Here is a 26,609-nt window from a genome sequence, read left to right as displayed (position 1 = left end):
CTCCCGCATATTTTGGAATTATGCCTTCAGGACCTTCTTCGTTCCATCTGTTAAACCAAACATATGCATTTGAATATGATACTCCATTTAATTCGGCTGATTCTTTAATACTCATTCCAGAATAGGATGCTTTTATAAAATGAAGTTATTTAATACTTTTACATCTTTTTCTAACTTTTTTATCCTTTTATCTAAATCTTTAACAGGGATATGTTTTTTATTTCTTTTTTAGTAATTCCAGACATAATAATTCTTATGAATTTCTTTATTAAAAGTTTGGTTTTTAACTATATTTTAAAAAAATATGTAAAACTAAAAGAAAAGCAAATAAATAAAATAATTCATATCACTAAAATAAATTAGATAAATAAATCTAAATAAATAAGACAATGCATCCAATAATAATTGATCTATAAATAAAATAGACAATATAACTAAAAAATAATAAAATAAGGTAAATATAGCTAAAATAAATAAAATAAAATTATGATGCAGCTGCATATATAATTACAATTAATAAAATAGCAAATGCATAAATAGGTTGTCCTAAAACTGCTAAGAAATAACATAAGACAAAGACAATAGCAAATATAACAATTAATTTACCTTTATGATTGGTGAATAAATCTATAATAGTTCTTGAAAACTCAGAAGGAACATTATATGCATAAATACCATTAGCCAATTCAAATACAACTAAAGATAAAGGTTTACCTAATACAAAAATATCATCAGCAATTTGTGCCCTTTCACCAGCTTCTCTTCTACTTCTACCAACACCAGCCCTAATTTTAGCACCATTATTTAAAATAAACCAAGCAGTATCAAGACCTGCTCTTATTGCTAAATCTTTACTTGGAAACCTTGCTATAAAGTCATCCCCACCCTCACGATAACCTTCAACTTGGCCATGACATTCACTTTCAACAAAACTTTTAACACCATTCATCAATTCTAAAAGTCTATCTCTACCATATTTACTAATAAAACCAGTAGAATCAATAATATCAATAAACAAGTAATTATCATAAATAGTTTTACGGGATTTACCAATTTCAAATGGGCCATCTATAACTAATGCATATTCCCCACCAAGTTTAGTAAATGCAATACCTGAAAAGCCTCCAACTTCACGAGTATAATTAATAGATCTCTCTAAAGCTGCAGCACCAGTCATACCTACTGCACCAGTAACAATTAAATTATTTTTATAACCTAAACTAATCATGTGTAAAGCAATTTTAATAGCTTCATTTTTACTAGACATTTTAGCTACAATCTCAGAGGATGATCGCTCTACAATTTGACCTTTAGATTCAACAATCATATTTGCAAATTCATTCATAATTTTATGAGGATGAGGTATTTCAATATATAAATAACGGTCATTACCCATAATAATATTACTTACAAGAGCATATTCTTCAACCCTTTGTTCAGCTGGTTTTAATTCATAAAAACTATGGTTTTCTGGAATATTTTCCTCACCAACATCACGCATTAAATTATAAAAAATACTGTCAGTTGTAATTTCAGCTTCTTCAAGTTCAAGTAAAATAGTTTCTGTATAATTAAATAAATCAACATATTCTGTTTCAGTTTCATTTGTAGGGAAAAATTTAGTACCGATACTTATAGCCCTATAACCAGTCAATAGTGAAATTAAATAACGTGTAATACTATTATCAGCCATTATCCTTTTCCCCCTTTTCTAAGAATATTTCAAAATCCCCAGGTTTTTCAAGAATAATATCAGATTTAACAGTAACAAATGGGAATTTCCAAGATCCTAACCTACTTGCAACTGTACTTGCAATATTTCTTGAATTCTTTTTGATGAAAGTTTCATCATAATTATTAATACGGATTTCAATATTAAATGGAGGATAATCCATAACTTCATCAGAATAAAGAGTATTTAAATTAAAAGTACCTGGTTTTGTAAATAAGTCATTTCTAACCGCAATTAAAGGCTTTTTAGGAAGTCTTAATCTTTCAGAAACAGCATTAGAAACAGAACCTGCGTTTTTAACAGTAACTTTATAGTCTCTTGGATGTACAAGTACAAAAATTATAAAAGGAGCTGCAGTTTCAACACCATCTACCATATTCATAACTTGTTTAAACATAGGTATTTTAGATAATATTCCTTCAATCTTATTATCTAATCCTGTTTTTTTAGAATCATCAAGTTTAATAATAGCTTCTTTAGCAATATTTAAAGGAGTAAGTTCTAAACCATCTTTTTCCCTAAATGTTTCCCAACGCTTATTTTCAAGTTGATTTAAAATTTCATCACAAATATGCTGTAGGATATTTCTATCTTTTTTATGAGATTTAGATTTACCCATTACAAGTTTACTGCCATCAAAAGAAAATGGAATTCTCATAGAATCAATATTAAGGAATTCATCTTTAAAATCCCTAAATTTATCATTAGATAATATTTTAGCATTTTCTTCTTCAGCTAATTTTAAAATAAAATGGTCTGCATTATTTCCAACAGGTACTTCCTCAATATTTTCTTCAACGACAAGTTTATGATAATCATCTTTATTATCAATATCATGTGAAAGAGAAGCATCTGCTATAACTACAAATTCATCATCTTTCGCCTCTAAAGCTTCAACTGCAGCTATAATATTACTTAACATAGGCTCTGAATTTTCATTCTTTTTGAAATGAGCCACATTAGCTGCATCAACAATTACTTTCATGAAATTACCTCTAATTTTGCCGATTGAAAAAAATTTTTATAATTTAATAATTATTATATTTATAATAAAAGATTAATCATATATTATTTTAAGTAATCATATATTTAAATATTATTAAAACATATTAGTTTAAAAATTTTAAAAACTTATAATTATATGCTAATTATAAATGCAATTAATAAAAAAGTTAAATAATTAAATTAGAAAAAATCATAACCTAAAATTTAAAAATAATCTTAACTTTAAAAAAAATATTTTCTAAAAAACATAATAAAATTAACAAAATTTTATAATAATAAGCAATTATTAAAAAAATAAAAAAAGTAATAAGATCATCTATATGTAATAATCAAATACACCGATTTTCTAAAAATAATAAAATTAAAAAATACTTTAAAAAAAAAAATTAAAATTAAATTAATTTATTTATAGAATATAAATTTAATAAAAAGATAAAATAGTAAAAAAATTAACTTAAATTATATTACATTTCTTTTAAAGTTTCCAAGTAATATTTTATTTCCATCTAATTTATTTAAGTAAATTTCAATATTATTTTCAGAGATTTGAATAATATTATATGAGTTGGTTTCTTTTCCCCTTAACTTATATGATGAAAGTGAACCAGCATTAACAAATAATGTATGATCCATTTGCCATAAATGAGGAACATGTTTATGCCCACCAATAACAATATCCACCTCATGAGAAATTAAAGATTGAAGAATATCCCCTGCATCTGTTAAAATATTTCTTTCTCTACCAGTTCCAGGTATTGGTATAATATGATGATGCATTGCTACAATAGAAAATTTATTATCAACCATACAATTATTTAATTCATTTTCCATCCATGCTTGCTGTAATCTACCAATATTACCTTGACTTAAATCTGGAGTTGTAGAGTCTAAACCTAACATTACTAAATTTTCATCATCTTTTGTTAATTTCCAACTACGATCTCCAATAAGTTCTTCAAAGGTTTTATACCCTATATTTTTTGCATCATGATTTCCAGGTATAGCAAAAAGACTTGAATTAAACATTTTCAAAAAGTCTTTAATCTGTAAAAATTCAGAATAATACCCATGATCTGTTAAATCCCCTGTTAATATAATCATGTCAGGATTAAGATCATTTATCTCATCGACTGCTTTTAAAAACATATTTTCATTAAAATCAGAATGACTTAAATGTAAATCAGATATATGTACAATTAGTACCATAAAATCAAACCCCATAATTTCTAATTTAAAAAACGATTAAAATAATGAAAATTTATTAATGATAATTAAATTATATGAAATCAAAGAATTATTGACTTAATTTCATAATAGCTTCAGCCAAATCTCCTTTAGCTTCCTTAAGAGCATCTTCTGCTACTTCTTTTGAAACTCCTGCCTGATTAGATACAAGTTCAATATCCTCTTCATTAATCTCTAGTACAACTTCCCTTTCAACTTCACGAGATTTACCTGTAATTTGATAGGTTTCACTGCCCATAACATTCATAATATTTACATCAGCTGGAGAAATAATTATATCTTTATCTGAACATCGTATAATAACTTCTTCAACACCATCAATATCCTCCATTTTCATTCCCATTTGTTTCATTTGCCTTTCCATTTGTTTCCTTTGTCTTGGGTTCATACCAGGTATCATATTTTTTTCCTCTTAAATTTTATTAATAAATCATATTTTATTTATTTAATTCATATTATTAAATATTTTTATTGGAATTTTTATTTTAAAGTTTAAAATAATTAAATTTATTAACTTTTAATAAAATAATAAAGAAATTATTTTTTAAATCCCTTTCTTGTTTTAATAGCTTGTCCATTACTAAAACTTTCAATTTCACGTGAGTTCAATAAAGCTTTACCAATAGCTAGAAGTTCATCATCTTCATTTACAATTAATACTTCATCTCCTGAACGTATATTATCATCCATTTCCACTACAAATTGACAAAATACACTTTTACCGTCTCGAGTAAATGGTTCAGAATCCTGATTTACAACTACTCGGTTATATGGATAATTAGTAGCTTGATGTAATCTTTTTCCACCATCTTTTGTTAAAACTAAAAATGCATCTGATGCTCTCATATTTGCAACTAACTTACCATCAACTGAAATATGTCTGATTTTTCCAGTTTTTTTAGATTTTTCAATCTTCACCTTACCGTCAAATAATGCATCACCTGAACCTAGACCAAACTGATAATCTGCAATTGCTTTAATTTTACGTATATCATCTTTAATATATCTAACATCATCTGATTGTGGATGAATCCTATCTAAATCAAAATCAAAGTGATTTACAATACTTTGATGTATAAGAATCTGATTATAATATTCTGCAAATTCCTCTATACAATCTTCAATAAACTCTACTGCATCAGCATCCTTTATTTTAGGAGCTTCATTTTGACTTAAAGGATATACCTCATCTATATCAAGAGGTATAAGACCAAATGGCAAATCTAAAACCATCATATCTGCATCTTCCAAATCTAGTTCCATCTCTTCACCATATACATAGAACCTACCAAGTTTACCAGAAATATTCTTAGAGTATGGTTTTCTTGTAGGAGGATGCAATATTAAAGTGGATTTTTTATCCATTTTACGAAGTTTTTTAATATGACGTCTAATTTCTCCTCTTTGTAAAGATTCAGGACCAGTATAGAAGAATGCGGAATTTTTACTACTTGGATTATAATACTCTAAATCATCACTATAGTCTCCGAGACGTCTAAGTCCATTTAAAAGTGCAGGATGAGCTCTACAGCGTTCTTCAACAAGTTCCATCAAATCCCCATCATAAATTGCCTGACGAATAGTCCTTATCTCAGCAAGTGAAACTGCAAGGTTATGTTGAGCTATAAGTTTAACACGTTCTTTTTTATCCATTGCTCTTAAATCATCTGGAGTGTATTTTGAACATACTTCACATGAACATAGCATCTCAGTCAAGTTTTCAAGTTTATAGGTTCCTCTTGTTGAAAGTAATCTATCATCTTCTGCATATAATACATATGCTGCTGAGTCAAATAAATCACAACCCATTGCAACACATAGTGCAAAGATCATTGGATGACCTGCACCCATCAAATGTCTTGGAACATTATCAGGTAAATTTAAAATCGAATGCATTACAACATCAACCAAATCATCATATTTATACATTTCCATTAATGGTACAACAGCACCAATAGGATATAAATCAGAATCAATTTTTCTTAACTCTTTTGCACAATATTCTCTTAAATCAATAAATGTAGATCCTTGTGCAACAGAATTTAAAAGCATTTCAATATTATTATCTTTTTTATATTGAACTGCTTCTTTTGCCCTGTCGATTGTAATTTTCATATCATCAATTGCTTTTTCACGAGTAACATAAGGAGCAGTTGGAATATCTAATGATGTTCCAATATCTGTTCCAATAGCCTCTTGGAAATCAATAACTTCGGTATTTCCAATATCAATATCACCATATACTGACAGTTGAAATGATCCAGAATCTGTCATTATAGGACCATCAAAATTAATTAATTTATGAACACCTTCAGATAATGCTCTTTTCTTTAATTCTTCATCTTTAAAAATAATATATGAATTTGTAATAACAATACTAGCACCATGTTTAGCTACATCAATAGTTTGTCTTCCAGGATGTATAACAGGCATTAAAGCAGGAGTAGTTACATTTCCATGTTTTGTTTTAAGTAGACCAACTCTTGCCATATTATCTTTAGCTTTAATCTCAAACATTAAAATCTCCTAAAAAATAATTATAACCAAAATTAAAAATAAATTTTAAATATAAAAAATATTCTATAAAAATAGTTTAATAATAATATATTATTTAATACACTATAAAAATTTTTACAAATAAATTGTAAAAAATTTAAAAATAAATATAAGTATAAATAAATTTTTAATACTTATTTTCAAAGAAAACATAGCATAATTACTTATAAATTGATAAAATAGTTTAAATTAATATTTTTATAAAATTGTAGTTAAAAGAATAAATTCTAGCTAAATAAATATATTTAGATATTGTAGTTAAAAGAATTAGAAATGGTTTTTCTATTTATTATAAAAACAAAATTATAAACTTTCAAACATATTATTTGAAACTGCATAATCAATTAAATCTTTATAAGTTTTCTCACAACTTAAAGTATTGGCATTTCCAATTATAACTAATTTTCTTTTAGCCCGTGTTAATGCCACATTTAATCTTCTTAAATCCTTTAAAAAACCTACATTACCATTATCATTACTTCTAACTGTAGAAATTATAATTATTTCTTTCTCTCGACCTTGAAAACCATCAACAGTTTTTACTTCAACATCACATTTATCCTTAATTAATCTTACCTGATCTAGATAGGGACTAATAATACCAATATCTTTTTTACTAATACCCTTACCCAAATAATAGTTCAGTGCTTTCAAGCAAATATCGGCTTCTTTAGGATTAATTATAGATTTAGAATCTTTAATTTGTTTTTCCTCATTATTATCTAGAAGAGATGTATCTAAAAAAGAGAAAACCTCTTCATTATCAATAGATGATATATCAGCTAAATTAATATCCTTTATCTTAGAGTATGTTTTAAGAGAATTATTATAAAAGGTTTTATTTGGAAAATCCATTAATTTAGAATTCATACGATATTGAACATCCAATAATTGTGATTTATAAGGATATTCCGATATAAGTATTTCAAATAAGGTTTCTTCTAATTTAAATGCTTTTGGGCTTAAAACTGTAGGAGGTAATTGTTTATGGTCTCCTGCTAAAATAAATTTACGAGCCTTAGAAATAGGTATTAAAATACTTGGAATAGTTGTTTGTGATGCCTCATCAACAACAACAAGGTCAAATTTAGTATCTTTAATACTTTCTAATGCTGCAGATGAATTAGTTGATAAAATTATATCACTAGAACCTATAATATCTTTAATAATTTCATCTTCTATTTTATCAAGCTCATCGTATAATTTATTCACCTTATCATTATATTCTAACCATTTAGCCATAGACTTAATTTTTTCACTACTTATGCCCCTAGTGGATTTGCCTTTAGATGCAAAAAACTTTATCTCATTATCTTTTAGACCACGTCTAAATTGAGGTCTAGGTTTAGTATATGCCTGTCTAATCTGGATAAGTTCATCTATTTTTTTAATAACAGGTTCTTTTTTACTATAATCTGGATGATTTTCTACCTGATAAGCTAAAGTATATTTAATATTATCTTTTGACACTCTTTGAGGAGGGCCTAGACGAGTAAGCTTAATATTATCAATCTTAATTAACCTGTCTAATATATTATCAACACTTCCATTACTGTCAGAACATGCTAATATTTTATGGTTTTGGCGGATTTCCTGAAGAATATATTCTATAAGCGTTCTTGTTTTACCAGTTCCAAATGGACCATGAATCAGATAAAAATCAGAAGTAGATAATGATTTAACAACAGCCTCCTTTTGGGAATTGTTTAAGGAAGAATCAATATACTCTAAATAAATATCATCATCTTTAAATTTAGGTTCTTTAATCCCTAATAAATAATTTAAAGCATTTATACCAAATGGACTTAAATTTTTTAAGTTATCCTCCATTCTAAGATATGTTGTATCATTAACATATAAATCAAGCCGAACTTTTTTCTTTAAAGCCCATTTAGGAACCTTATTTGAAAAAGCTACTTTTATATATTTTCTACCTTTCTCTATAACTGTTCCAGTTAAATCACTTTTTAAAGGATTTTTTGTACTGATTAATACAATGTCTCCAACATTTATCTCAGTTATAATATCGTAACTACGGCCATACTGGACAATATTTAATCCTAATTCTTTTTTAATAAATTTACCCTTAAGTTTATTAATTGCACGACCTTTCTCTTCCCTTTTATATGAAGACATAGTCTTTATTTCATTAATCATTAATGAAATTTCTTCTTTTCTTTCAAAATTGATTAAATTAATTAATTGCTTAATATAATCTTCCATATTTTCATTCTCTTACTTGATTAAATCAATAACAAATACATATCTATATCCCATTTATTACTTGTCAATAATATATCATTTACATTATTCTTAAAAAAAATCCCTTAATATTAATGAGTTAAAATCAAACAATTTCTAATTAGATTGTCTCCATGTGTTTCCACAATTTGCACATCTAATAAAATAAGTAGGAGCCTCATCAGCAGACCTGGTTTGAAGTGTCCACCAATATCCAACAGTACCTCCACATTTATAACAGGTTATTTTAGTAGTTGGAAGAACAACATCGTCCTTACTTGTAACAATAACCTTCTGTTCCTCATTACGATCAGCTTCAAATTTATATTCTGCTTCCATCTCATCTTTACTTAAACCTTCAGCATATCCACATTTACATTTAATTTCCTCACCTGAAGGAAGCATCATTGAACCACATTTAGGACAAAATTTCATACTTTAACCTTATAAATTTAAATAATTGAAATAATTTTTAAAAATATAATTTAGAAGATTTTAATATTTAAACCTTTTTTTAAATCTAAATCCTAATTTTTTATAAGTGAAATATATTAAAATTTTTCTTCTTTCAGTTGATTATTTGCTGATTTTAAAAGCATATCCTGCCAATTATCAAACTGAGTGTTTTTCTTAACAAATTTATCCCATCTTTTATTATTAAATAATTCTGATGTATCAACATCACTTAATGGAGATTTAGCTTTCATCTGATCAAAAGAAGAAAATTTTGTATACTTCTTCATAAATTCATCATCAAAAAATCCTATAATACATATATCGTCCTTTCCCATATTAACCCTTCAATTATTTATTTATTTTATTTAAGGAAATTAAAGTTAAACATTAAATATAAGCGTAATTAAAAATTACCTTCTATAACATCATTTAAACGTTTATTCATATCTAAAATTCTATCTCTTGAATTATGCTCATATGTTGATTTTTCACTATAATCTTTTTGAGCATCTATAATATAATAAGCTTCTTCTGATTTTACACCACTAATATTTACTTTAGCTAGATTACGCTCTACCCTTCTTTTTAATGGTTCATCATCCATATCTTCACCTAAAAAAATAGGTGTTTTAACAGCAGATGATATTAAACTGTGATGACGTTTTATGGCTCTTTCTTCATTACGTCTGTTAACAATATCATCACTAGAAGAGTTTAAATTATTGTCTCTAAATGGAATACCAACATCAGATAATCCTATACGTCTTTCATCATTAATATTTAATGATTTAGAAAGGACCTCCGGATTTAAACTGGCTATAGTTCCACCTTGAAATCTTCCAAAAACTGGTCCTTCACCAACATGAAAACCTGCCTCAAGAAAAGCCCCTCTTACAGGTGCTGATGAAGTATAAGTAGTGACTATACCATCATCCTTAATAAGTCTTTGAAATTGGCTAAATAACTCACAGCTAAAAAGTTCAGGAGCCATAGTCTGTGAAAATGGATCTAAAAATATTGCATCATAAGTATTATGAGCTAAGTTTTGTACCGTTAATCTTGCATCCTCAATAAAAACATTAATATCAATATTTTCAGGTATAATGGTCTTTTCCAATTCTAAAGAAGCAAAACCAGATGAAATTAACTGAGACTCTATAGCCCTTTTTACAATATCATGTTCTGCAATAGGAGAAGGTACAATCATACCTGCAGCTAATGTTTCAGGAGATATTTCAACCATATCAATTTTAAGATTTGTAGCATTATCAGTATGTTTTAAAAAATCAAAAATAGCTGCTGAACTATTATATCCAAGACCAGCACAAATATCCAAAATTGCAATATCCTCATTATAATCCAGTTTTAATGGATCAATAAACTTTTTAAAACTTTCAGATATAGCACCAGACTTAGTATGTAAAGTTTCAATTTTATTATTAATTAATCTGGATTTAATAGAATAAGATCCATCATCTGTTTTAACAAAATAGTCTTTAGTCTTTAAAAAGAGATTATCCCTATATTTAGAATCATCTGTTGCACATTCACATTCAAATGTCTCTTTTATAATCTCAAAAACATCATTATCAATTACTACAGCATCATCTTGGTATGTCATTATATCAAACAGATTTTTTTATATTAACAAAATAAAATAAAATAAAATATAATAATACTATTAATATTATTATAAATTAATTTATATGAAACTTTCTCTAAAAGAAAATTAAATAAAAAAAAATGCATAATTATATTTAGATAATTTAACATTTAAAGTTAAAATTTATAAAAAAATATAATTAAAGATATAATAAATTAATACAAACTACAATTAAAAAGGTCTTAGGATAATATGAAAAGTAGAGTTCAAATCAGCAAAAGACTTGATGAATCTAAAAAAAGACTTGAAAATCTTCAAATTAAAAGTCAAAAGGATAAATATTATAAATTAAGTTATGAAATTACAAATAAGACCCTTGAAGAAATATTAAATGAAAATATAAGTGAAGATGAACTGAATAGGAAATTAGATAAATTAAAAGAAAAAAACATCACACTACAAAAGGAAGAAAAAATCATTGAACTTTTAAAAAACAATATAACAATGAGAGTTTATAATTGGGTATTAAATGAGAAAAATAATGTAGAAATAGAGTGGGTTCCATTAAAATACAAATAAAAAAAATATAAAATCCATAATAAACAAAAGAGAAAAATTTTAAAAAAAAATATTTACTCATATTTAAGTTAAAGATTTAAACTCGAATAAAATGAGAATAGTTAGTTAATAATTTAAAATAATTTTAATTAATAATTTAAAAAGAAAATAAAGGAAGTAAAAAAATATAAAAGGTGAAAAAATTATAAAACAAAAAAAGAATTTATTAAAATTTATTATTAAATAACTATTACTCAAAATAAAAATTTTATTTATTAAAATCCCCTATAACTCTCCACCCCCGTAAAGAGTAATAAGGAATTAATAAATAATTATATCAAGATTAAACTAATAAATATAAATCACTCAGCCCCCTTAAAAGAGTAATTTATATTATATTAGTTATATTACTATTCACCACCAAGAATGTTTTTTAAAGTATATTAAATTGCAAAAACACATAAAAAATTTAATGTGTTTTAAGCACATATTATAATATGGCATAAATAGTATATAAATATTTTGCATGAAATATGCCAAAACATGGAAAAAATATTAGAAAAATTCTGATAAATATATTAAACATAAGTAGTGATTTGAAAAAATAGTAGATATATAATTAAAATAAGAGGATTACTCTTTAATTTTTACACCGTATCTTCCTTCTAATTCTTTTATATTACAACCCATCTCATCAGCTGTTTTCAGTGCATTTTCAACATCAACTATACCCCATAGGAAGCCAGCATCTAAAACTCTTTTTTTAAGATTAAGTAAATCTTTATCGTAAATTTCTTTTTTAACTAATTTATTATGAACCCTATAAGACCATCTAATGGGTTTATCTTCAAAATAATCTATTTTATAGACCCTATATAAACCTGTACCCATAATACACCCCAATATATCTAAATATATATTATTAAAAGAAATAGAGATTTAAGCCAATGACTATTAAATTAATAACATAATAATTATTTGACATAATAATATATAAATATTTCGAGTAAATAAATGACTACTATTATCTTGGATAGAGGGAATAATTAAAGAAATACTTAAAATATCATATGAATTTAGGAAAAATATGAAAATAGTGAATAAAATAACATAAACTTATTAAATAATGATTAATAAGAATATTGAGATTATTTTAAAAAGAGTATAAGAATAAAATAAAAATTGTATAATAAAAAATAAAAAAAAGTTTAAAATAGATCAATCTGTTTTATGTTTTTTTGCATGTGGAATAAATGCAATTAAACTAATAATTGAAGAAATAAAAAAGGTAATTAACATTGAAAAGTTAATTTTGTAATAATAATACACTCCTATTAATATAATACCAATACTAAGTACTATAGATAATAAAGCATCTGAACGATTATATTGTGCCTCTGATTTAGAAGAAAAATAAATATAAATTAAGGCTATAAAAAAAACAGCAGTAAAAAATTTATAATCAGATATATTTTTAAAAACCATATACTCTAAAAGTAGGCAAATGAGAAGTATCAATGATGATAAATAAATTAACATCTTTTGATAAATACTGTAACCTGCTTTGGTTCTAAATAATTCATTACCCATATTTTAACCTCTATATTAAAAAATAAATATAAAATTTAAATGATATTAATATTATTAATATTTATAAATAATCTTATAAATTATTTATTGCTACTATTATTAGTATAATAATCTTTAACTGCTTTAGAATAATCATTTAATAATTGATAACGTTCTACATTAGAAAATTCTAATTTAAATAAATCAAACTCCCCAATATAAAGGGTGTATTCTTCTATAAATTCATTAATACCATCTTTATTTAATTTTGTAAATGATTCTATATTATATTTTTTAAGCATATTAAGTTTATAATCAACTAATCTTAACTTGCTTAGTAAAAGTTCATCAACTAAAAGTAGTAAAAATTTATAAATAGATTCCTCTTTAAAAATCTTATAAATATAGTTTGCAAAATCCTTAAAATCATTATATTCATCATCAATAATATATTCTGTTTCAAGAAAACTTAAGACATAGTTAATATTTAATTCAATTAACTCAAAGCTTTCCTTATCCCATAAAATAAAAGGATCCTTAGATGAAGCTATTAATTGATTATTAATATTTATTAAATTACAAATAGACTCCCTATACTGATTAGCATAATCCATATTATCACAATATTAAAGAATATAATTAATTTAAAAGTGCATGTTTAATAAATTTAAATATAATTTAAAAAAGATGATATATAAAAATTCCTCTTATAATAATAAAAATAATTTTACAATAAATAAACAAAAAAAAGTATTGTAAATTTTTAAATTATAATAAAATATTCTTATAGTGATTTAGTTAGTTAGTATTAATTTAAAAAACTAATACTTTTAAATAATTCATATACTTAATTTATGCTTTTATTTAAGAATTATTTAGTATCATTCATGAAATGTATAAATACTTATTTTGAATATTGTCTTAAAAATTCTTCCATATTATTTGATTGTAACAATGGAATAATTTTTACAATCTCCTCTTCTTTAAAATCCCACCATCTTATTTTAAGTAATTTATCAATGGTGTCTTGATTAAAACGATATCTAACAACTTTAGCAGGATTTCCCATAGCTATTGCGTAAGAGGGAATATCCTTTGTAACCAATGAATTTGCAGCTACTATTGCACCGTCACCAATGGTAACTCCAGATAATATTTTTACTACATGATCAATCCAGACATCATTTCCAACAATTATATCTCCTTTTGAGCCGGATGTCCTTCAATATAATCAAAACTTTCCATCAAGGCATTAAAAGGATAAGTTGAAATAAAATCCTTTCTATACTCCCCTCCTAAAAGGAATAAAAAATCTGCTGCAATTGAACAAAATTTTCCAATTTTCAATTTGGTTTTAGCATCCCATTCAAGAACATCGAAAAAACCATAAGTGTAATCTCCAATAGTCACATTGTCGCTAAATTTTTCAAAATGCCTATGAAGTTTTTTTTTAATCACATTTAGTTCGTCCAGTTCTTTAGTCATATGCTTCACCTTTAAATCGATATATCATTTTGATTAAAATAATATAAATGTTTTTACATCAAAATAAGGTTACCAATTTAAGAATTATTATTATGAAGATTATTACTCTGAGGATGCAGTATTTCTTAATTGTAATATTCGAATTGGTTTTTTCTGTATATGAATAATTTTTAACTTAGAATAAACAAAATACATTTAACTTAACTCAGATTTAACTAAATTCAAAGCTTCTTCAACAACTTGATCCATATTAAAATATTTATATAGTCCAAGCCGACCACCGAATATAATATTCTTATCTTTTTTCGCTAATTTTTTATATTTTTCATATAAAATATTATTTTTATCATCATTTACAGGATAATATGCCTCGTCCCCCTTATGCCAAGTTTTAGGATATTCACGAGTAATAATAGTTTTATCTGAATTAGTAGATTCAAAATGCTTATGTTCTATAATACGTGTAAATGGAGTATTTTCATCTGTATAGTTTACAACTGCATTATCCTGAAAGTTATCTGTATCTAATACCCCACTTTCAAATTCCAATGATCTGTATTCAAGTTCACCATAGCAGTAATCATAATATTCATCTATCATTCCTGTAAACAAGACTTTAGAAGCAGAATTTAACCATTTATCCTTATCTTTAAAAAAATCAGTATTTAATTTAACTTCAATTCCATTTAATAGCTTTTCTATAATTTGAGTATATCCTCCCATTGGTATACCCTGATATAAATCGTTGAAATAATTATTATCATAGGTAAATCTGACAGGTAACCTTTGAATAATAAATGGAGGAAGATCCCTACATTTTCTGCCCCATTGTTTTTCTGTATATTCTTTTACAAGTTTTTCATATATATCTCTTCCAACAAGACTTATAGCCTGTTCTTCTAAATTCTGTGGATTAGATATGCCCTCCTCTTTTTTCTGTTTTTCAATAATTTCATATGCTTCGCCTGGAGTATTTACTCCCCACATTTGATGGAAAGTATTCATACAAATAAATTATAAATTAAATAAATTTTATAAATCTATAAATTTTAAAAAAAATTAATAATACTATCTATTCTTTAATTTATAAGTATTTCATTATTTTTAAACATGAAAAAAATAATTTAATAAAATTCAATGATTAAATTAAAAAGAAAAATTAACAGAATAAAACAAAAAGAATAATTAATTAAATAATAAAATAAGAAGATATATTAGGCCTTAGATAAAGCATGAGGCAGAAAAACAATTATATTAATAATAGATGCTAGTGTTATTAATAAAAGGTCAATTGAATTAGCTATTATACCATATGACATTAATACAACAATTAATAGTACAATCACCATTAACAATGCAAAAATAGCCTCTACCCTACTAGACTTACTATTTAATTTAAGTGGAAAATTTTCATCCCCTTTACTAATAATATATAAAAAGAATATTAAAAATATGCCTAATGCAATTGCAAAATGGAAATTATCAATTTTTACATTAATCCAAAATTTTAAAAACATACAAATAAATAAAAGAGCACTTGAAACATAAACCAGATATTTTTGAGTCCTACTATAACCTTTATCACATTTTTTTAATTCATTTATAAAATACATAATAATAATTTTATTAAAGAAGTATATAATTTTATCAAATCTAATTTAATAAATATAATTAAAAAATTAAGAAAATGTTAAGAAATAAGTAAAATTAAAATAAAATTCAAAAAATTATACCAAAACGATAAGAAAATAATAAAAAATTAAAATAAAATCATAAAAAAGATAATGGAAAAAGAAATGGAAAATGATTATATAAAAAACTATTATTTAGCTAATTCTGGATGAATAACATTAATGCCATCTTCCTTAAGTACATCAAATTCTTCTGGTTTTTCTGTATGTATTGGATAGACAACATCAGGGTTAATAGTTCTAATCATTTCAATTAACTCGGAACCTTTAGCATGACCTGAAACATGAAAATGTTCATACTGTGGAATATTAAAGTGACTTAACCAATTATCTGTGATTTTTTTACTTAATTCCATTTCAGTATTAAATGCCCCAGTGGTACTGTGAATATAAATAGCATTTTCAGGTTGAATATCAATTAACTCCATAAATGAAAAATTATCTGCACGAATCATGAAATTTTCCTGATTATCCCGTACATCACGATAGGTATACACATTATCATATTCGAAAAATTCCCTTTCCCATTTAGAATAATCTTTTAATAATAAATCATTATCTGTAGATAATTGCCAATCCCCATCATATGAAACATATGATTCATCACCAAGATATCCAGAGCCTCTTCTTGAAATATAAATACCAATATTTTCATCATTTAAACTTGGATAAATAGTTTTTTCATTGTTCTGTTCTTCTATAAGTTTTAACATATAAGCCTGTTTAGTATTAATAAGTAATTTTCTATCTGTTTGTTCTGCTACATTTCTAAAAGTAACTAATCGATCTAAATCCCTAAGTGGGAAATTAATAACAGTTAAACCTTTACATTCCGAGATTATGGGGTAAGCTTTAGCTTCAATATCCTCTTCAAGTTCCAGATATTCTATTGTCTCACCATTTTCATCTTTTTCTTTTTTATGTTTTTCACTGTTAATCCTTGTACCTTCACAGAACATTATATTAGGTGAGAATTTACTTGCCTGTTTTACAAATTCTTTAGTATAATCTCTACAACGACCATTGAACCTTAAATCTCCAGTATATACTAATCTCTCATCACCTTCAATTAAAAAACCACTAGCACCAGGAAGTGAATGATCTACAGGTGCAAGCTGAACCTCCACATCACCAATATTCTCTTTTTTATAGGGTTCAAGTACATTTAGATTTCTTTTAACCTGATTATCTGGTGATCTTATTGGAGTATAACCATCCCCTCTTTTCCTTGGCACTAACTCAAACTGCCTTTTATAGGTAACTAATTCTTTTCCTAAAGTAATCTCATCAATTACATCCATGATTATCTTAGAGTTAAGTGACATGAAAATTGGAATATCATATCGAAGATATTTGATATAGTCAGCATGATCTGCATGAGCATGTGATAAAAGTAGTCCATCAATTGAGGGATTATGCTCAAAATCAAGACCCATATGTTTAAGATAATCTTCACGATAAATACCTTTAATTTTAGGAAGCAGTCCAAGTTCAAAAAAGTCCCCAAGACCATTTGCCTTACGAGGCTGAATAAAATTATCATAATACTTTCCTACTTCATTAAAACTCATACCAAAATCAAACATTAATGAAGTGGAATTCATATCAACTTTAATTTTATTTCCACCAATTTCTCCAACAGCACCATAAAAATTTATATTTGTCAAAAAATAAACCCCCTCTAAAACTATATTATATAACGTTATATAAAAATATAAGTAATAAATTAACTATTTAAATAATTTTCTAAACTCCCCATCTATTAATTTCGCATATTTTTCAGGGGAAAATTCATCATTGATGTATTTTTTAAAATCCATATTCGTATTATGAACATTTGCATCATAATTTTCAATTGCTTCAATCATTTTTTTAGATATGTCTTCCACATCATCAATTTCCACAATTTGTCCAAAATTAGTATTATCTACAAGATATTTTCCTATTCCAACATCACTAACAAGTAAATAATCTTCATAAAATAATGCTTCAGTAAACACAATTTCAAATGAACCATATCGTGAAGGTAAACAGAAAATTTTAGCTTCTGCAAAAATTTCAAAAAGCTCATTCCTATCAATAATATTGCCCGTGAATATTATAGATTCTTTTAATTTAGGATTATCCTTAAAAAATTGTTTAATATATTCATGAAATTGTTCTGAAATTGGACCCACCATCTTTAAAATCCAATCATTATCTGTTTGTGTTTTAACTTTTTTAAATGCTTCCAATACTATTTCACTAGCTTTTTGATGAGAACCAATCCTTCCTACAGAAATAATTATATTCTTTTTCTCCTTTTTGATTTCTGTATCAAGATTAACAGTACAAGGTAAATAATACATTTTTTCTTTATAAATATTATGAGATTCAAGAAAAACATTTTGAGCTTTTTTAGTTTCAATACTTGCAAAATCAATTAAATGTTTAAAGAGAAAAATAGACATTTTAGTTTCAAATTTATATCTAAGTCCTTTTTTAAAACCATTTAATCGTAAAGCCGTATTATAATCTGTATCAATCTTAAAATATATTTTTCCTTTTCTATTAAATAATTTATAAATGAAAAAATATGTGAAAGTAGGTATTGAATAATGAAAACATTGTAAAATATCAATATTTTTTGCATTTTTTCTCAAATATCTTATTATATTTAAAAAATCAAAAGGATATTTACGTTCAATAATATCCATATTTAACTCAGACAGATCATTTTCTAAATAAGAATAATCATCATTATTGAAATTTATAAAAGTACTATTATAATCAAAATTTCTAGCTAAATAATAAGGAACAAATCCTAATTTTAATAAATCATTATTTGTTGTAAGTGGAAATAAAATATATAAATTCATAATATAAGCCCCAATAATTAAAATAATAATTTTTAATATTATAATCATAAAACTTTTTAAATAAATAAAATAATCAAAGGGAATTTAATAAATTATTATAATAAATATAGTTAAGTCTTCACCTTTTAGGCTTGAACAATAATTTGTAACAAACATTCATAGACAATCCATATAGGACTATAAGTATTAAATATTCTAACAATTTTTACTTTAACATCATAATCCTCATAATAATTTAAACAAATACATTTTGAATATATTTGAAATTGTCAATGAAGATTTAAAAGATTTGTTAATTTCCTGTATGAAAATTATCAACACAATCATCTATATCCTTCATTAAATAATCTAATACATTAAGGAGTGCCAATAAAACCAGCACCGTCTGCAATTATAATTGTCTCAATAATTTCCATCATAATCATCAATAATAATAAGTTTTTATTTTAAAATTATACATTGATTTTATTTAATATTTTTTTCTATCAAATATAATAAATTTTTGAATTTTATTATATCAAAAAATTGGAATTCAAACAAACCTAGAAAGATTAAAGTAGAAATTATCCCTTAATAATATGAAATAAAATTTAATAATTACTATTAAATCATATATTTTACAATACTTAGTTGATTATTATTACATATAATTTTATAGAATAACTATTATAAAATAATATGATGAGACCAAAAATATCAATTATTATTCCAATATATAATGGAGAAAAACATTTAATGGATGCAGTTAACTCTGTAATTCAACAGAGCATAGGTTTTGAAAATATAGAATTAATTCTAGTTGATGATAATTCTAGTGATAATACAAAGGAAATATTAAAAAAATTATCTTCTAATTATGAAAATGTTAAGGCAATATTTTTAGAGGGAAATAGTGGAACTGCAAGTAGGCCACGTAATTATGGTATTAAAAATTCCACATCAGAATATATAATGTTTTTAGATAGTGATGATGAATTATACCCTGATTGCTGTAGAAAATTATATAATACAATTACCAGCGAAAATGCAGATGTTGTATGTTGCAGATATAATATAACAAGCAAAAATTTTAATACTCCCAAATCATTTTTAGATAAATATGACCCCTATATAAAACTAGGTTCTGTAGAAGAATTTCCAGAGATTATGACACTTGGTTTTCCAACAATGATTTGGACCAAAATATTTAAAAAATCAACAGTCCTAGAAAATGAAATAACATTTCCAGAAGGAGAATGTTATGAAGACGTATACTTTTCAGTTGCATTTTATCTAAAAGCCAATGGTATTATAATTTTAAATGATTATACCGGATATAATTATATTGTTAGGACAGATGAAGATGATTCATCAATAAGCCAAAAATTTACAAAATCTTTAGTGAAAAAACAATTAGGAGGTTTTTTAAAACTAATGAATTTGATTGACGATAAACCTGAATACAATATACTTAAATCTGAACTTATTGTTGATATGACTAAGATTTACCTTTATGCAGATTTAGATAAAAATTGTCAATGTAAGTTTTTAAAAATAATGAAACCTTATTATAAAGATTATAAAATTACAAATCATATTCAAACCGCAGGACTTCCAGCAAAAATCATAATAAACTTAGGTATTAAAACTTTTTCAATTAGTACAAATTCAGCAATAATTTTATCAAAACTATTTAGTAAAATCAAATCCAAAAATTAATAAAATATGTGATTCTATGTCTGAGAAGAAAATCCAATTATATGTTATCACACATAGTCCAAAAGATATTGTAAAAATAAAAAAAGATGAAATATACACTCCACTTTTTGTAGGCCGTGACGGTAAAGATAATTTAGGTTTTACAAGTGATGACTCAGGAGATAATATCTCAAGTAAAAATCCTAATTACTGTGAACTCACAGGACTTTATTGGATGTGGAAAAATTCAAATGCAGATATACTTGGATTATGCCATTATAGAAGATATTTTAAAAACAAAGGCCATACCATTAGAAAACAAGAAATTGACGCATATTTAAATGAATATGACATCATATTACCTAAAAAAACTGAATTAATTAAAGGATCACTTGCTGAAACCTATAAGAACAATTATATTCTTGATGCTTTAATGGATAGTAAAAATGCAATTTCTAAAATTAGCCCTGAATATTTAGATAGTTTTGATAAGATAATGAATGGTTCTAAATTCTTTAGTTATAATATGTTTATAATGGATAAAGAATTAGTTGATAATTATTGTAATTGGATATTTCCAATATTAAAAGAAATGGAAAATAAGGTTGATTTAAGTATTGAACCTCGTATTTTCGGATTAATATCTGAGGCTATATTAAATGTATGGGTAGATTATAATAAGTTAAAAGTTAAAGAACTAGACCTTAAATATATTGGAATCAGTTTAAAAACAAGAATGTTTATAGCAAATATAGAAATATTTCGAAATATTTATAGATTTATTTATTATAAAAACCCAAAACTAGCTAAAAAAATAATGGAATTCTTTTATTAAAAGAAATAAGAAACAATGCCTCATTGAAAATAAGAAAAATATGAATAACTAAATACTAATAACTTCAACATTGCCAGTTATTTCTTTAATTTTATCATATACCTCATTTATTTCATTATCAGAGAGTTCTTTTATTTCAACCTGCTTTTTATTAATTAATCTATACTTATTTTCAGCAAGATTATGAGTTTTGAATATTTGAACTTTATATGGATACTTTTTTAAAAGATTTATAATCTGATTAATATTGTTTTCATTTAATGTATATTCATTATTTAATGGAATCCTAAATGTAATATTCTCTTTTTTAATATTGGAATGATTTATTATTTCTAAATTCTTCAAATATAAATCAAGATTTAAATTAAGAACATTTAAAGCTTCTTCATTTTCTAAAATTTTTATATCTATGAAAAGTTCATCAATATAATCAATAGCCATAGAAACTAAATTACTGTTAATACTAAGAGAAGTTTCAAAACATATATTAATTCCTTTATTTTTTAAGTGTTTTAAAAGAGGAATAATATTTTCTATTTGAAGAAGAGGCTCTCCACCTGAAAAAGTTACCCCTCCTTTTCCATTGTCATAGTATATTTCATCTTTTAGTATTTCTTTTTCTAATTCATTTAAGGAAATATCATATCCAAATTCTTTTTTTAACCCATTTTCAACATATTTTTCTATTTCAAAAGAAATATTTTCTGGATTGCAGCACCATGGACAATTAAGATTACATCCCTTAAGAAATACAGTTGTCCGTATTCCAGGACCATCATGTAATGAAAAATGTTGAATATTTGTAACTCTAACTGTCATAATAATATCCTAAAAGAATGTTTAAAAGTAGAATCAAATACTAAAATGCAAGATTTCTTTCATTTTTTATAGCTCTTTCTATGAGTAAATCTTTATAACTTAAAGGTAAATCATTAAAATAGGAACTAAAACCCCAAACTCTTACAATAAGATTTGTATGTAATTCTGGATGAGCTTTTGCTTCAATTAATGTTTTACTATCAATTACATTCATTTGCATTTGATAAAATCCTAATTTAATTGAAAGTTGAATATAATCAGCGAATTTTTCAAAATTATTTTTAATAAAATTAGGTGAAACCATTAAATCCACTACATTACCATTAAATTTACATCCATCATAATCAATTTTAGAAGCAAATCTCATAAGTTCTGTATAATCCTTGTTTAAATCTGCAGAAATATGTGTTGAAAAGGGTTCCCTATTTTTTCTACCATCAAATGAAGCTGATATTTCTTCACCAGCACTTATATAAGAAGGTGCACTTAAACCAAATTTAATTTGACCTCCAAATTTATTTCTATAATCTTTAAAACAGTTTTCTAAAGAATCTATTATTTCATTTGTTAGTGAAATAATCTCTTCATCATCACATCCAAAGTGTTTAGGATTGTTTTTTAATTGTTCTAGTAAATCATCACAATCTATAAAATTATTTTTTCGCATTTTGTTAAATTCTGCAAGTGAAAATCTCTTATCCTCAAATACAAACTGTTTTATATTATATAAACTATTTACAGTATTTGCAAGGGAAACAGTTGTAATACCATAATGATTATATTTAGCTCCACCATTTGAAATATCTAATTGATTAGCATTACAATTTTCTATAAACATAGACAAAATTGGATCTGTATTAAATTCTAATCCATCTAAAATTCCTATAAGATTATTAGCTTCATTTTTTAAATAAGTTTTATATGTTTCAAACAATTTATCAAAATCATTTATACTATTTATAAACTCCTCTGATTCATTATCAAATATATTATTTAATGGTTTTAAAAATGTGAAAAAATTAAGATTATTTTGTTCAATCCCCTTTCCAACTGCACTAGGCTCCCAGCATGCAGATACGACATAATTATATGCATCTTCTGTGTCATATCCAAATTCAATCATTTTATTAATAACAATATCATCATTAGATAAAAGAGGACTTCCACAACCAGTATTCATTGTTTTTAAAGATAATTCAATTAAATCTCTTGAAGTGTCTTTACTTACTCTAAGAAGTGCTTTAGGATCAGGTAATTGAAGTTCCTTTATTGCTTCTATAAACAAATATGTCAAATCATTAGAGAAATATGTTCCATCTGTTTCTTTTCCACCTAAAATTATTACCTGTCCAGTATCCCCCATTAGAGCATTACTTTTATACCAATAATAAGAGTGTAAAGATTTTATAAAGTTTTTAATAAGATTAAATGCTTCTTCTTTTGTTAAAAAATTGTTATTTATATCTTCATAGTACAAATCATTTAAAATTTTATCTAAACGTCCTAGTCCATTTAGCAAGTGACCTGTTTGCCATAAAACTTGATTGAAAAATAAAATACGTTGTAATGCTTCTTCAAAATGAGTAGCTTTTTTATTAATAATATTTTCAAAAAAACTGATATATTTATCTTTGTCCTGCCTATTAGAACTTTTAATAGCATCTATAATTTTCAATATAAATAATTCAGTACCTTCAAGCATATCTAATTGGTCTTGAATAAAATCAATATTTTTATTTGCTTTTTTTTGAGAATAAAATTCTTTAAAATCATGTAAAGAATTATTAAGTGCTTTAGAATAATCAATGGAAATATTTTCTATCTTAGTATTATTATAAGATAAATTTTTAAATTCATCAAGGAAAAATATAAAATCATCATCTGCAATATTAATATTCACTTTATCTAAAAGCTCTTTTATTTGACTTCCATAGTTTAATTTAGGATTAGTATTGAAGATTTTATGCATATTTTTTACAAGATATATTCCAGCAGTACTTGTATTATTAAACCTCCAAATAAATTTACGTGTTAAAAAGGCTATATTAATTGATTTTCTACCTAAATTACTTTTTTGAGCCTTATTAAAAATAGGTACTGCGATTTTCTTGAAATAAATATTCATATAATATCTCCTTTATATTAAAAATTAAAATTTAAAAATTTAAGATAATTATTTAATTATTTATTAATTTAGTATTTATTTATAATATACTTATAGACATAAATCAAAATTGATGAAATAATAATTTATTATATATAATAAATAAAGAATTTATATTGCCTTAAAATTATCTTAAAACTTTCTAAATATTAAAAAGAAATTTTTAAACATGATTAATAATTCACATAAATATATGATTAATAATTCATAAAAATATAAATTATCATTATTGTAAAATTAGTTAAATACATTAAACAAAAGAATTCAAGAATAATTAATTGTTAAATAATCTAAAATCAAATTATAAACTTCTCAAAACAAGAATTTTTAACTCATAAAAAATCAATTTATTTTTCAAGATTATAATTAAACCTTTTTAAATAAGAATCAATAGCTTTTATAAAAAAATAAATAAAAAAATCAGCGTGTAATTATAAATATCATAATCTTAAATATTATTATAAACCATATTAAATGATTTGTTTAAATAATAAATTTTAATCTAAAAAAAGTTGAAATTATGAGTGAAATTCTAAAAATATTTAAAAATTCAGGATGGATGATGTCCTCACAGATAATTACTGCAATATGTGGTTTTTTATGGACCATTATAATAGCAAGATATCTTGGAGCTAGCAATCTTGGAATATTATCCTTTGCAATATCACTTTCTGTTGTTTTTGGAATGTTTATGGATTTTGGAATAAGTCAATTACTTATTCGGGATGTATCAAGAGAACATAATCTTTTACCCGGCATTCTAAATAATGCAATTCCACTAAAAATAATTTCTTCAATATTTGTAATTAGTTTTATAGGATTAATTTTGTATCTTAAAGGTGATACAAAGATTGTCATTACTGTTTGTTTATTAATAGGTATTGAAAATCTTTTTGTAAATATGAATCTAATTTTTAGTGCTGTTTTTCAAGCATATGAAAAGATGGCATACACTGCAAAAGGTACATTAATTAATTCATTAATACTATTGTCATTAGTAATAATATGTGCTTATTTAAATTTAGGATTAATTGGCATAACATTATCCTATTTAATTTCATATATAATTTCTTATTTATACTTACGTATTCAAGTTTCAAAAAAAATCTATAGCCCTAAATATAAATTTAATTTTAAATACTGGAAGTTATTGATTAAAAGATCAATACCATTTGGATTAATGAATTTATTTAATAGCATATATTTTAATATTGATATGGCCATGTTAGGTTTTTTAACTACTGCATTCTCTACAGGAATTTATAATGCATCTTATAAAATAATTACTATACTTACAACCTTATACACAGTTTATACTGCTGTAATATTTCCAGTGATGAGCAAACTATATAAAAATTCAGACAATTTACTTAAATTATCCTATGAAAAATCAGTAAAGTATTTGCTTTTAATATCAATTCCTATAAGCATTGGTGTATTTATTTATGCAGAAAGCATAATCACTTTAATTTATGGTAAATCATATATATCCTCAAGTATTATTATACAATTTTTAATATTTACCATACCATTTTTATTTATTAATGGATCCGGCGGATTACTATTAAATTCAATACATAAAGAAAGAACTAATACAAAAATATATGGAACTGCAGTACTTGTAAATGTCCTACTCAATCTATTTTTAATAAGTCAATACCAAGAACTTGGTGCAGCAATATCCACAGTAGTAAGTGAAATTTACATATTTGTCTTAATGTTTATTTTAATCTATAAAACAGATTATCATCCTTCAATAAAAATCCTATATGATGTAATAAAAATAATTATATCATCAGTAATTATGGGACTTGTATTATATTATATAGGAGTAAATTTATGGATGGGTACAATTCTTGGAATAATAATTTACTTTATATGTTTAATCCTTTTAAGATTATTTGATGAAATAGATAAAAGTATAATTAATAATATAATTCATAGAAAATAAACTATAAAGAAGAATAGACTTACTCAACACCAAAATAAACTGTTTTATCAAATTTAATTAAAAATATTTTTAGGGGTCTGAATTTTTCAGTTCTCAGATAATTGTTGTATTGCTGTTTTTGAGTTAAATCCTAGTGATATGATTAAGGCCCCTAAAAATACATT

At 24.5% G+C, this 26,609-nt stretch carries 25 protein-coding genes; 4 read left to right on the top strand and 21 right to left on the bottom strand.

What is annotated here, in order from left to right; genetic code table 11:
- The 10 genes from QZ146_RS08800 to QZ146_RS00800 form a co-directional block, all read right to left on the bottom strand.
- A partial coding sequence (locus tag QZ146_RS08800) for a helix-turn-helix domain-containing protein (RefSeq protein WP_365316174.1) occupies positions 1-136 on the bottom strand: 136 nt, incomplete at its 3' end.
- Positions 137-484: 348 nt separating this feature from the next.
- Positions 485-1,693, bottom strand: a complete 1,209-nt coding sequence (locus QZ146_RS00840; protein WP_295721527.1) for a hypothetical protein — start codon at positions 1,691-1,693, stop codon at positions 485-487.
- A complete protein-coding gene (locus tag QZ146_RS00835) occupies positions 1,686-2,717 on the bottom strand; it encodes a Zc3h12a-like ribonuclease (RefSeq protein WP_295721525.1) in 1,032 nt (343 codons plus the stop codon). Before QZ146_RS00835 ends, QZ146_RS00840 begins: the two co-directional genes overlap by 8 nt.
- A 479-nt stretch (positions 2,718-3,196) precedes the next feature.
- Positions 3,197-3,943 (bottom strand): metallophosphoesterase, encoded by a 747-nt coding sequence (locus QZ146_RS00830; RefSeq protein WP_295721523.1) that lies wholly within the window; start codon positions 3,941-3,943, stop codon positions 3,197-3,199.
- A gap of 88 nt (positions 3,944-4,031) precedes the next feature.
- A complete protein-coding gene (locus tag QZ146_RS00825; protein WP_295721521.1) occupies positions 4,032-4,382 on the bottom strand; it encodes a nascent polypeptide-associated complex protein in 351 nt (116 codons plus the stop codon).
- A gap of 137 nt (positions 4,383-4,519) precedes the next feature.
- Complete coding sequence (gene tgtA / locus QZ146_RS00820; RefSeq protein ID WP_295721519.1) at positions 4,520-6,499, bottom strand: tRNA guanosine(15) transglycosylase TgtA; 1,980 nt, start codon at positions 6,497-6,499, stop codon at positions 4,520-4,522.
- A gap of 342 nt (positions 6,500-6,841) precedes the next feature.
- Positions 6,842-8,761, bottom strand: coding sequence for an IGHMBP2 family helicase (locus tag QZ146_RS00815; protein ID WP_295721517.1), 1,920 nt, complete (start codon positions 8,759-8,761; stop codon positions 6,842-6,844).
- A 135-nt stretch (positions 8,762-8,896) separates the two neighbouring features.
- A complete protein-coding gene (locus tag QZ146_RS00810; RefSeq protein WP_295721515.1) occupies positions 8,897-9,214 on the bottom strand; it encodes a transcription factor S in 318 nt (105 codons plus the stop codon).
- Positions 9,215-9,330: 116 nt separating this feature from the next.
- Positions 9,331-9,570, bottom strand: a complete 240-nt coding sequence (locus tag QZ146_RS00805; protein WP_295721514.1) for a hypothetical protein — start codon at positions 9,568-9,570, stop codon at positions 9,331-9,333.
- 68 nt (positions 9,571-9,638) lie between these two features.
- Positions 9,639-10,856 carry an MnmC family methyltransferase gene (locus QZ146_RS00800; protein ID WP_295721512.1) on the bottom strand — a complete coding sequence of 406 codons (1,218 nt, stop codon included), beginning with the start codon at positions 10,854-10,856 and terminating at the stop codon, positions 9,639-9,641.
- Between the two features lie 234 nt (positions 10,857-11,090).
- On the opposite strand from QZ146_RS00800, the gene QZ146_RS00795 reads away from it, so the two are divergent.
- On the top strand, positions 11,091-11,417 hold the full coding sequence (locus QZ146_RS00795; protein WP_295721510.1) for a hypothetical protein: 327 nt from the start codon (positions 11,091-11,093) through the stop codon (positions 11,415-11,417).
- A gap of 612 nt (positions 11,418-12,029) precedes the next feature.
- Here QZ146_RS00795 and QZ146_RS00790 read toward each other — a convergent pair.
- The 9 genes from QZ146_RS00790 to QZ146_RS00750 all read right to left on the bottom strand — a co-directional run bounded on the left by QZ146_RS00790 (position 12,030) and on the right by QZ146_RS00750 (position 18,999).
- Positions 12,030-12,287 carry a hypothetical protein gene (locus QZ146_RS00790; RefSeq protein ID WP_295721508.1) on the bottom strand — a complete coding sequence of 86 codons (258 nt, stop codon included), beginning with the start codon at positions 12,285-12,287 and terminating at the stop codon, positions 12,030-12,032.
- Between the two features lie 327 nt (positions 12,288-12,614).
- Positions 12,615-12,986: a hypothetical protein gene (locus QZ146_RS00785; RefSeq protein WP_295721506.1), complete on the bottom strand. Its 372-nt coding sequence runs from the start codon at positions 12,984-12,986 to the stop codon at positions 12,615-12,617.
- A gap of 80 nt (positions 12,987-13,066) precedes the next feature.
- Positions 13,067-13,579: a hypothetical protein gene (locus tag QZ146_RS00780; protein ID WP_295721504.1), complete on the bottom strand. Its 513-nt coding sequence runs from the start codon at positions 13,577-13,579 to the stop codon at positions 13,067-13,069.
- A gap of 290 nt (positions 13,580-13,869) precedes the next feature.
- Entirely contained in the window at positions 13,870-14,070 is a 201-nt protein-coding gene (locus tag QZ146_RS00775; protein ID WP_295721503.1) for a hypothetical protein, read from the bottom strand.
- An 89-nt stretch (positions 14,071-14,159) separates the two neighbouring features.
- Positions 14,160-14,450: a hypothetical protein gene (locus QZ146_RS00770; RefSeq protein ID WP_295721500.1), complete on the bottom strand. Its 291-nt coding sequence runs from the start codon at positions 14,448-14,450 to the stop codon at positions 14,160-14,162.
- Positions 14,451-14,645: 195 nt separating this feature from the next.
- The gene (locus QZ146_RS00765) at positions 14,646-15,455 is read right to left on the bottom strand and encodes a UDP-galactopyranose mutase (protein WP_295721498.1); all 810 of its coding nucleotides are present in this window, start codon (positions 15,453-15,455) and stop codon (positions 14,646-14,648) included.
- A 209-nt stretch (positions 15,456-15,664) separates the two neighbouring features.
- Positions 15,665-16,063, bottom strand: a complete 399-nt coding sequence (locus QZ146_RS00760; protein WP_295721496.1) for a hypothetical protein — start codon at positions 16,061-16,063, stop codon at positions 15,665-15,667.
- Between the two features lie 209 nt (positions 16,064-16,272).
- The gene (locus tag QZ146_RS00755; protein ID WP_295721494.1) at positions 16,273-17,808 is read right to left on the bottom strand and encodes an MBL fold metallo-hydrolase; all 1,536 of its coding nucleotides are present in this window, start codon (positions 17,806-17,808) and stop codon (positions 16,273-16,275) included.
- 63 nt (positions 17,809-17,871) lie between these two features.
- Positions 17,872-18,999: a glycosyltransferase family 4 protein gene (locus QZ146_RS00750; RefSeq protein WP_295721491.1), complete on the bottom strand. Its 1,128-nt coding sequence runs from the start codon at positions 18,997-18,999 to the stop codon at positions 17,872-17,874.
- 681 nt (positions 19,000-19,680) lie between these two features.
- Between QZ146_RS00750 and QZ146_RS00745 the strand changes: the two genes are divergently transcribed.
- Both QZ146_RS00745 and QZ146_RS00740 read left to right on the top strand, forming a co-directional pair.
- Positions 19,681-20,697: a glycosyltransferase family 2 protein gene (locus QZ146_RS00745; protein WP_295721489.1), complete on the top strand. Its 1,017-nt coding sequence runs from the start codon at positions 19,681-19,683 to the stop codon at positions 20,695-20,697.
- A 16-nt stretch (positions 20,698-20,713) separates the two neighbouring features.
- A complete protein-coding gene (locus QZ146_RS00740) occupies positions 20,714-21,511 on the top strand; it encodes a DUF4422 domain-containing protein (RefSeq protein ID WP_295721487.1) in 798 nt (265 codons plus the stop codon).
- A 48-nt stretch (positions 21,512-21,559) separates the two neighbouring features.
- Here the strand turns inward: QZ146_RS00740 and QZ146_RS00735 are convergent, their stop codons facing one another.
- Together QZ146_RS00735 and QZ146_RS00730 are read right to left on the bottom strand one after the other, a co-directional pair.
- A complete protein-coding gene (locus QZ146_RS00735) occupies positions 21,560-22,330 on the bottom strand; it encodes a 4Fe-4S cluster-binding domain-containing protein (protein ID WP_295721484.1) in 771 nt (256 codons plus the stop codon).
- Between the two features lie 40 nt (positions 22,331-22,370).
- Complete coding sequence (locus QZ146_RS00730; protein WP_295721482.1) at positions 22,371-24,455, bottom strand: pyruvate formate lyase family protein; 2,085 nt, start codon at positions 24,453-24,455, stop codon at positions 22,371-22,373.
- Positions 24,456-25,014: 559 nt separating this feature from the next.
- Between QZ146_RS00730 and QZ146_RS00725 the strand changes: the two genes are divergently transcribed.
- Positions 25,015-26,445 (top strand): flippase, encoded by a 1,431-nt coding sequence (locus QZ146_RS00725; protein WP_295721480.1) that lies wholly within the window; start codon positions 25,015-25,017, stop codon positions 26,443-26,445.
- The last annotated feature ends 164 nt before the right edge of the window (positions 26,446-26,609 follow it).

Origin of the sequence: uncultured Methanobrevibacter sp., assembly GCF_905235195.1 — an archaeon.
In the GTDB taxonomy this organism is placed as follows: domain Archaea; phylum Methanobacteriota; class Methanobacteria; order Methanobacteriales; family Methanobacteriaceae; genus Methanarmilla.
The sequence above is the reverse complement of the archived record's forward strand: the minus strand, read 5'-3'. Positions and strand labels throughout refer to the sequence as shown.

Coding starts and splice junctions, on each gene's coding strand:
- QZ146_RS00830 (WP_295721523.1), bottom strand. CDS start 3,943: ATGGTACTAATTGTACATATATCTGATTTACATTTAAGTCATTCTGAT.
- QZ146_RS00740 (WP_295721487.1), top strand. CDS start 20,714: ATGTCTGAGAAGAAAATCCAATTATATGTTATCACACATAGTCCAAAA.
- QZ146_RS00825 (WP_295721521.1), bottom strand. CDS start 4,382: ATGATACCTGGTATGAACCCAAGACAAAGGAAACAAATGGAAAGGCAA.
- QZ146_RS00765 (WP_295721498.1), bottom strand. CDS start 15,455: ATGAATACTTTCCATCAAATGTGGGGAGTAAATACTCCAGGCGAAGCA.
- QZ146_RS00735 (WP_295721484.1), bottom strand. CDS start 22,330: ATGACAGTTAGAGTTACAAATATTCAACATTTTTCATTACATGATGGT.
- QZ146_RS00785 (WP_295721506.1), bottom strand. CDS start 12,986: ATGGGTAATGAATTATTTAGAACCAAAGCAGGTTACAGTATTTATCAA.
- QZ146_RS00770 (WP_295721500.1), bottom strand. CDS start 14,450: ATGACTAAAGAACTGGACGAACTAAATGTGATTAAAAAAAAACTTCAT.
- QZ146_RS00815 (WP_295721517.1), bottom strand. CDS start 8,761: ATGGAAGATTATATTAAGCAATTAATTAATTTAATCAATTTTGAAAGA.
- QZ146_RS00835 (WP_295721525.1), bottom strand. CDS start 2,717: ATGAAAGTAATTGTTGATGCAGCTAATGTGGCTCATTTCAAAAAGAAT.
- QZ146_RS00750 (WP_295721491.1), bottom strand. CDS start 18,999: ATGAATTTATATATTTTATTTCCACTTACAACAAATAATGATTTATTA.
- tgtA (WP_295721519.1), bottom strand. CDS start 6,499: ATGTTTGAGATTAAAGCTAAAGATAATATGGCAAGAGTTGGTCTACTT.
- QZ146_RS00780 (WP_295721504.1), bottom strand. CDS start 13,579: ATGGATTATGCTAATCAGTATAGGGAGTCTATTTGTAATTTAATAAAT.
- QZ146_RS00840 (WP_295721527.1), bottom strand. CDS start 1,693: ATGGCTGATAATAGTATTACACGTTATTTAATTTCACTATTGACTGGT.
- QZ146_RS00790 (WP_295721508.1), bottom strand. CDS start 12,287: ATGGGTACAGGTTTATATAGGGTCTATAAAATAGATTATTTTGAAGAT.
- QZ146_RS00730 (WP_295721482.1), bottom strand. CDS start 24,455: ATGAATATTTATTTCAAGAAAATCGCAGTACCTATTTTTAATAAGGCT.
- QZ146_RS00795 (WP_295721510.1), top strand. CDS start 11,091: ATGAAAAGTAGAGTTCAAATCAGCAAAAGACTTGATGAATCTAAAAAA.
- QZ146_RS00800 (WP_295721512.1), bottom strand. CDS start 10,856: ATGACATACCAAGATGATGCTGTAGTAATTGATAATGATGTTTTTGAG.
- QZ146_RS00725 (WP_295721480.1), top strand. CDS start 25,015: ATGAGTGAAATTCTAAAAATATTTAAAAATTCAGGATGGATGATGTCC.
- QZ146_RS00760 (WP_295721496.1), bottom strand. CDS start 16,063: ATGTATTTTATAAATGAATTAAAAAAATGTGATAAAGGTTATAGTAGG.
- QZ146_RS00745 (WP_295721489.1), top strand. CDS start 19,681: ATGAGACCAAAAATATCAATTATTATTCCAATATATAATGGAGAAAAA.
- QZ146_RS00810 (WP_295721515.1), bottom strand. CDS start 9,214: ATGAAATTTTGTCCTAAATGTGGTTCAATGATGCTTCCTTCAGGTGAG.
- QZ146_RS00805 (WP_295721514.1), bottom strand. CDS start 9,570: ATGGGAAAGGACGATATATGTATTATAGGATTTTTTGATGATGAATTT.